The organism is Agrobacterium sp. DKPNP3 (genome assembly GCF_052686535.1).
Genome location: NZ_JBQYSN010000148.1, coordinates 1 through 6,908, shown reverse-complemented (window position 1 = coordinate 6,908; position 6,908 = coordinate 1). Strand labels below are relative to the sequence as shown.

Below are 6,908 nucleotides of genomic sequence, written 5' to 3'. Positions count from 1 at the left end.
GAAGCTAATGACCTCGCTGATAATTACCAAGACTTCCTCGATCAGTCGTGGAGCGTTTTCACGCTTGTAGAATGCGAAATACTGGACTGGCGGCAATCGAGGCTCGACCTCGACGATCATCAATTCACCGGCTCCCACCGCCGGAGTAAAGTAGTTTTTTGGAAGGTAACTGAGACCAAGTCCGTAGGTCGTAAGCTTGGCCACCATTCCAAGGCTATTGCAAGATAGAACCTTTTGAATGTTGAAGCCATTTTCAGCGAACCATTTGCGATAGAGCAGCGTCAACGCCGAATTGTCAGGTTGTCCGATAACCGGCAGTTCAGAAACATCCTGGGCTGAAAGCGTGCCCGATTTTAGTTTAAAGCTCGGCGCTGCCATCCAGACATTCTCGACCTCACCGATCTGACACGATTCGATCGTAGGACTGGAAAACGGACCGGGCATCAGAGCAATATCTATCTCGTTGCGATCAAGCCGCTCGTAAAGCCTGACACCCCCATCGATCTCCGGCTCGATCCTCACCTTCGGGAAATGGGTCCTGATCGACTGAATCAATGCAGGAAGCCAAGTTAAACCGATAATGTCGGTAGCGCCGATGCGCAGGCGACTGTGGAATTGAGAAACATCTGATAGCGTTCCAGTTATCCGCTCATGCAGTGCCATCATTTCCTGTGCATGCACAAGAAGCTGCTCGCCAACAGGAGTGAGGTGCAAGGTTCTACCGGCGCGATGGAAAAGCGGCGCACCGACGCTACTCTCTAGCTCACCGACGCGCTTGGCGATCGTCGACTGGGTGAGGACCAAGCGCTTGGAGGCCTCCGTAAAGCTACTGAATGCAGCTGTAGCGCAAAATGCTTCAAGCTGCTTGAGAGTGTACACGCCTGGACGTCCCCGGTTCTTTTGAGCGGTCTTAGTGTTGTCCCTTGATGTCGGAAAGGAAACGCTGCACTCGCGGATGTTCGCGATTATTAAAGAACATCTCTGGCGTCGTATCAACGACGGTGCGGCCTTGATCCATGAAAATTACCCGATCCCCAACGTCGCGGGCAAAACCCATTTCGTGGGTGACGCAGACCATAGTCATACCTTCGCTGGCAAGAGACTTCATGACGGCAAGCACCTCACCCACCATCTCAGGATCGAGCGCGCTTGTCGGCTCATCGAAGAGGATGACGGGCGGACGCAGTGCAAGCGCACGTGCAATCGCCACACGCTGCTGCTGACCGCCAGACAAAAAGCCGGGAAAACTATCCGCTTTTTCTGACAGACCGACACGGGCAAGAAGCTCGCGGGCAAATGCTTCGGCATCGGCACGCGGACGCTTCTGAATTTTGATCGGAGCAAAAGTGATGTTGTCCAGCACACTCATGTGCGGAAAGAGGTTGAACTGCTGGAAAACGAACCCGACCCTTTGGCGTAACTGGTTGAGATCGGTTTTCGGCCCGTGGACCTCGACGCCATCGAGAACAATCTTGCCTTTCTGAATCGGCTCCAGGCTGTTGATGGTGCGGATTAGCGTCGATTTGCCAGAGCCTGACGGGCCACATACGACAACAACTTGGCCCTTCGGAATCTCAAAAGTGATATCGGTCAGCACCTGGTGGGTTCCATACCACTTGTTGACCTTGTCGAAAGAGACCATGGCATTTGAATTGTTCTGATCGGTCATGCGAGGCCCCTCTTGCGTCGGATGGAGGTTTCGAGCGCTGTCAGGCCGCGGGTGAGCACGAAACAGACGACGAAATAAGTGATGGCGAGAATAGTGAAGACCTGTAACGGCTTGGTCAGCAGCAGGCTGTTTACCTGATTGGCAGCGAAGGTGAGTTCGTTGACAGCAATAACGTAACCAAGCGACGTCTCCTTGATCGTGGAGATGAACTGGCTGGTCATGCTCGGCAAGACATTGAAGAGAGCCTGCGGTAGAACTACGCTGCGTATTGTCAGGGCATAGCTGGCGCCCAGCGACCGCGAGGCTTCGACCTGCCCCTTGGGCAAAGACGCTATCCCGGCGCGGATGACCTCAGACAGGTAAGCCGCCTCGTAGATCGTCAGCGCGCAGACAAGCGTCCAGAAACCGGACACCGCGTAGCCCGTGGCAATCGGGATGACGAAGTAACACCAGAAGATCAGCATCAACAGCGGAATGCCGCGCACCAAGTTAACCAGTGCCATGCTGGTGACACGCAGCCATCGGAAGGTCGACAAACGCGACAGCGCAAGCCCGATGGCAATCGGGAAGGAAAACAGGATCGACAGAACCGCCACGATCAGCGTCATGGCAAGGCCGCCGAGCGGGCCGTTTGGATACTGGCCGATTAGAAAGCTCAGCCAGTATTCGCGAATGATATCAAGCATTGGAGGCCTCCCGGGCGCCAATACGCATCCGTTTCTCAAGCCATGCGCCGAAGGCCATGATCAGTAGTGTTCCGATGAGGTAAAGGACGGTGGAAATACCGAAAACGGTGAAGCTCTTGAAGGTCAGGTTTTCGATCTCGCGTGTCTGGTAGGTTAGCTCTGCAACACCGATCGCCATCGCGATACTGGTATTCTTGAACAAAAGCAGCGCGCGGCCGACGAGCGGCGGGAGTGAAATGCGCAACGCCTGCGGCACCACGATGTAGCGCATCGTCTGCATGTAGGTGCAGCCGAGTGAACGCGCAGCCTCGAACTGTGTATGGGGAATGGCACGCAGGCCACTTCGGATGTCTTCGGCGAGATATGCGGAGTTGCCAAGCGCAAGAGCGATCGCGGCAAAACAGAACTCGGCGTTGTGGTCGTAAAGCCAGTAGCGGAAATCTTCCGGGAGCAATTCCGGCATGCCGAAATACCAGAACATGACTTGCACCAGCAGCGGCACGTTGCGGTGATAGGCGACGAAGGCGTCAACGATCCATCTGCAGGCTGTGATTTCCGTCGCCCTGACCACCACAAGGATAAGCGCAACGGTGAAAGCCATCAGCCAGCAAACTGCAAATAGCAGGGTCGTAGTCTTCAGCCCCCATAGCAACTGCTGAATCTGGTCAGCTGTAAGTAGGTCCATTCTCGCCTCTTAAAGAAGGCAGGCCGCGCAACCTTTCCAAGACGGCGCGACCTGTTGGTTATGGCAGGATTATTCGACGGAGATCGGACCGATGGTGAAGGAGCGCTTCAGCTTGTAGGCCGTCGCATCACCGAACCACTTGTCGTAGATCTTCACAGCCTCGCCGGAGGTCTCAGCCTCTTCGAGCGCACTGTTGACGGCCTTCAGAAGAGTGGTCTCACCCTTCTTGATCCCGAGACCCCACGGCTCATCAACCACTGCCTTTTCCAAGATGCGGGTCGGAGAGCTGTCCGGGCTCTGGTTGACGAGACGAACCAGAACCAATTCGGACGCGAACTGGGCGTCGACCTTGCGCTGCTGCAGCGACAGGAATGCAGCTGGGCTATCAGCATAACCGATGACGCGAGCCTTGGGCAGGCGCTCCTGGATGACACGTTCAGAGCTCGAGCCCTTGGTGGCACCGATGCGCTTTTCCGCCAGATCTTCGATCGTCTTGATATCGCTATCTGCACGAACCAGAAGCTTCTGAGGAGTTGTGTAGTAACGATGGCTGAATTCAATCTGCTCGGCACGATCGTTCGACCAGCCGAGATTGGCGGCAACGACATCCACACGACCGCTCTGCAGTTCCGGAATACGGGCGGCGACAGCAAGCAGCTTGTATTCGACCTTCACGCCCAACTTGTCCGCAACATACTTGCAGAAATCGACGTCATAGCCGACGAGCGAGCGCGTTGCGCTGTCTTGGAAGCTGAAGGGCTCGGATGTACCAAGCGTGCCGCAAACCAGCGTGCCGCGCGCCTTAATCTCCTCCAGTTGATCAGCTTTGGCAGCAAATGCCGAAATCGCCAGGGGCAGAGCGATAGCCAGACCTGCCAGGATTGTTCTTTTCATATCATTCCCTCTCTTCTTGTTTTTGAGGCCGACATATGGTCGGTTGGTTGGATTGCTGTCAGTCAGCCAGTGCTGTACAAAGCCCCTTAATGGCTTCACACCCTTCGCGTACCTCATCAATGGCCGAGGCAAAAGAAAGACGAAACGTCCCCGGAATGCCGTAAGAGCCGCCGTCGAGCAGCGCCACGCCACTCTCCTTTAGGATATACTGAACAAGATCGGCATCACTCTTTATGGTTGTGCCGTCAGGAGCCGTTTTACCTATCAACGCTGTGCAGTCCGGGAAGATGTAAAAGCCTCCATCGGGCGAAACCGCATTAAGTCCGGGCGCATCCGATAGGATGGCAAGCGCCGCATCCCGGCGCTCGCGAAACGAACTCGCGAATTCGGTGACACAATCCTGGGGACCGGTCAGAGCTGCAAGAGCTGCTGCCTGACTAATGGAGCAAGCGCCCGACGTGCTTTGCGACTGAACGACGGCCATGGCCTTGATCAGGTCCTTGGGGCCAGCTCCGTAACCAATGCGCCAGCCGGTCATCGCATAGGCCTTGGATACCCCGTTGACTACAAGGATACGGTCGGCAAGACCCGGGGCGACTTGCAGTATATGCAATGCCGGGCGACCGTTGAAGGTCAGCCGCGCATAGATGTCGTCGGTCATAACCCAAACATGCGGATTGGCGCGCAGTACCTCGGCCAGACCCAGCAGCTCTGCCTCGTCGTAAACCGCGCCAGAGGGATTGCTGGGAGCGTTCATCATCAACCATTTGGTTTTAGGCGTGATTGCTCTGGCCAGCGCTTCCGGTTCGATCTTGTAACGTTTTCCGGCGTCGGTAGACAGGGTGACCGGTGTGCCACCGGCAAGCTCGACCATATCGGGATAGGACACCCAATAGGGTGCCGGAATGATGACTTCGTCACCATCTTCGAGCGACGACATCAGCGCGTTGTAGAGAACCTGCTTGGCGCCTGTACTGACAATGATCTGGTCGACCGGATAGGTAACACCAGTATCGAGAATTAGACGATTGGCAACCGCGCGGCGCAACGGCATTGTACCCTGCGACAATGGGTATTTGGTCTCACCGCGTTCCATCGCCTCAACAGCAGCCTTGCAGATATGGGCTGGCGTTGCAAAATCGGGCTCGCCGATCGTCAGATCGATGATACGGCGACCTTCTTCGCGGAGACGATTGAGGATGATGCGCGCGGCTACACTCGGCGACAACTTGACCTGCCGCATGCGTTCAGCAACGATGCTCATGCATACTCCTCGGCAAGCTTGGACAAAGTCTTGGCAAGCCAGGGTTTCTGATAGGTACCGGCAGCAATCATTTCCATCCGCTTCTGTTCGCTCGTCTCGGTAGCTTGCGCCATGGCAAGCACATCGGCCGCGTGGCTGGCCGGGATCGAAAGCAGGCCGTCGCAATCACCGATGATCACGTCTCCTGCCTGAACGACAAGACCGCCGACGGCGACAGGCACGTTCATTTCGCCCGGGCCATCTTTGTACGGACCTCGATGTGAGAGCCCCCGGGCAAAGCAGGGAAATTTCTCGCGTCTGAAAGCTTCGGCATCACGAACCATGCCGTCGATGACAAAACCTGCGATACCGCGGGCCTGCGCCTGCTTTAGCATGAGCTCACCAACCAGCGCATTTGTCGTGCAGCCGCCACCGTCGACAACGATGACATCGCCGTGTTGCGCCGTCGCTATTGCCTGATGGATGAGGAGGTTATCGCCAGGACGGGTCTTTACGGTCAGAGCGATGCCTGCCATGCGTAAGCCGGCCCCGTGTACAGGCGTAAGGTTGTGTGAGCCGTAGAGGCGACCCATGCAGTCGCTCACTTGGGCGACGCCGATATCGAGAAATGCCTTGATCACGTTTTGGGATACACGCTCACCTGCGCGCTCCAACATTCTAAATCCGATTTTAGTCACGGTGTCCTCGCATAGTTGCCCAAGCAAGGAACTAATTTCCTGTAATTTCGTCAAACGATATGATTTCTTATCATCGAGCGAAGAAAATTCGTATACAGAGTGACTTGCCTGCGTTTAGACCAAGTGCGGATCTTTTATGCGACTTCCCGTCAAAAGCACAACGGGAGCCTCCTTTATCGGTTTCGGGTGCGGCTAAACTCTTTGCTCGCGCTGACTTTTTCATGCTCTTGAAGGGATTCGAACCGTCAACCCTGCAATCACAAAGGCTGTCTGTAAAAGACAACTCATTGATTTAGATCGGCTTTGCTCGCACGAAATGGCCTTACCGTGCGGGCCGCTCATTTTCTGACCCTTTCACGGTATATCGGGCACCGCGCACCGACAAATCGGAACCGTTGAGCAACCTCCTCTATGCCCTTTCAATCGGGGTGGGTGGCCGCGCGTCGCCGTCCGTCTCGCCGGAAGGCGCGAGTCCTACAATCTGTTCAGAAAGGCGGTGGACCAATTCCACTAAGGCCAGAATGCGGTCGTCCTCTTCCTTGTCCGAATAGATCGATACCAGCGATCCATGCATGACCTTGTGCCGTACGGCCTTCCAGGCGTCCACTCCAGACTTATTGACGCCACCTCGCTCGAAAAGCGTGGTGAGTGCCTTTGAGGCGTTCATTTCAGCCTTCCTTCTGACAGCGCCCGCTGCCGCGGCCTTTAAGTCATTGTCGCCGGGCCACTTGCCGATGTGCTCGACCAGGTCGGCGATGGCCTTCTCGTCGGCCGATTGATCCTTCGACCTGCGCGGAAACAGCTCCAGCAGCAAGGCCTCCACGCTGCTAGCTAAGTTAAGCACCCAGACACGGCGCGAGCCGGCGGCAGCCTGTATGATCTCTTCGTAATGCCTTGTCAGGTTGTTGGCTTCGAAATGCGGCGTTCCATCGGTCTCCTTGGCGGACGCGACGTATGCCAACAGACTTGCGTAGGTTTCCCAAAAGGCATTCTTGTCGGCCAGAAACCGATCGCCGCGCCAGAGTCCGACCCA

Annotated in this window: 8 protein-coding genes; all 8 read right to left on the bottom strand. The window is 55.9% G+C overall.

Going from position 1 to position 6,908, the window contains the following annotated elements; translation table 11 throughout:
* Nucleotides 1-879, bottom strand: an 879-nt coding sequence (locus ACUTJJ_RS24190; RefSeq protein ID WP_445543685.1) for a LysR family transcriptional regulator, incomplete at its 3' end; no start/stop codon positions are given.
* A 31-nt stretch (nt 880-910) separates the two neighbouring features.
* A complete protein-coding gene (locus ACUTJJ_RS24185) occupies nt 911-1,642 on the bottom strand; it encodes an amino acid ABC transporter ATP-binding protein (RefSeq protein ID WP_445543686.1) in 732 nt (243 codons plus the stop codon).
* 23 nt (nt 1,643-1,665) lie between these two features.
* Nucleotides 1,666-2,355 carry an amino acid ABC transporter permease gene (locus ACUTJJ_RS24180; RefSeq protein ID WP_445543684.1) on the bottom strand — a complete coding sequence of 230 codons (690 nt, stop codon included), beginning with the start codon at nt 2,353-2,355 and terminating at the stop codon, nt 1,666-1,668.
* On the bottom strand, nt 2,348-3,040 hold the full coding sequence (locus ACUTJJ_RS24175; RefSeq protein WP_445543683.1) for an amino acid ABC transporter permease: 693 nt from the start codon (nt 3,038-3,040) through the stop codon (nt 2,348-2,350). The genes ACUTJJ_RS24180 and ACUTJJ_RS24175 overlap by 8 nt, the downstream gene beginning before the upstream one ends.
* A 69-nt stretch (nt 3,041-3,109) precedes the next feature.
* Nucleotides 3,110-3,934 (bottom strand): ABC transporter substrate-binding protein, encoded by an 825-nt coding sequence (locus ACUTJJ_RS24170; protein ID WP_445543682.1) that lies wholly within the window; start codon nt 3,932-3,934, stop codon nt 3,110-3,112.
* Nucleotides 3,935-3,992: 58 nt separating this feature from the next.
* Nucleotides 3,993-5,198, bottom strand: a complete 1,206-nt coding sequence (locus tag ACUTJJ_RS24165) for an aminotransferase class I/II-fold pyridoxal phosphate-dependent enzyme (protein WP_445543681.1) — start codon at nt 5,196-5,198, stop codon at nt 3,993-3,995.
* The gene (locus ACUTJJ_RS24160; RefSeq protein ID WP_445543680.1) at nt 5,195-5,929 is read right to left on the bottom strand and encodes an RraA family protein; all 735 of its coding nucleotides are present in this window, start codon (nt 5,927-5,929) and stop codon (nt 5,195-5,197) included. The genes ACUTJJ_RS24165 and ACUTJJ_RS24160 overlap by 4 nt, the downstream gene beginning before the upstream one ends.
* Before the next feature lie 355 nt (nt 5,930-6,284).
* Nucleotides 6,285-6,908 (bottom strand): hypothetical protein (locus ACUTJJ_RS24155; protein WP_445543679.1); only part of this gene is annotated, 624 nt, incomplete at its 5' end.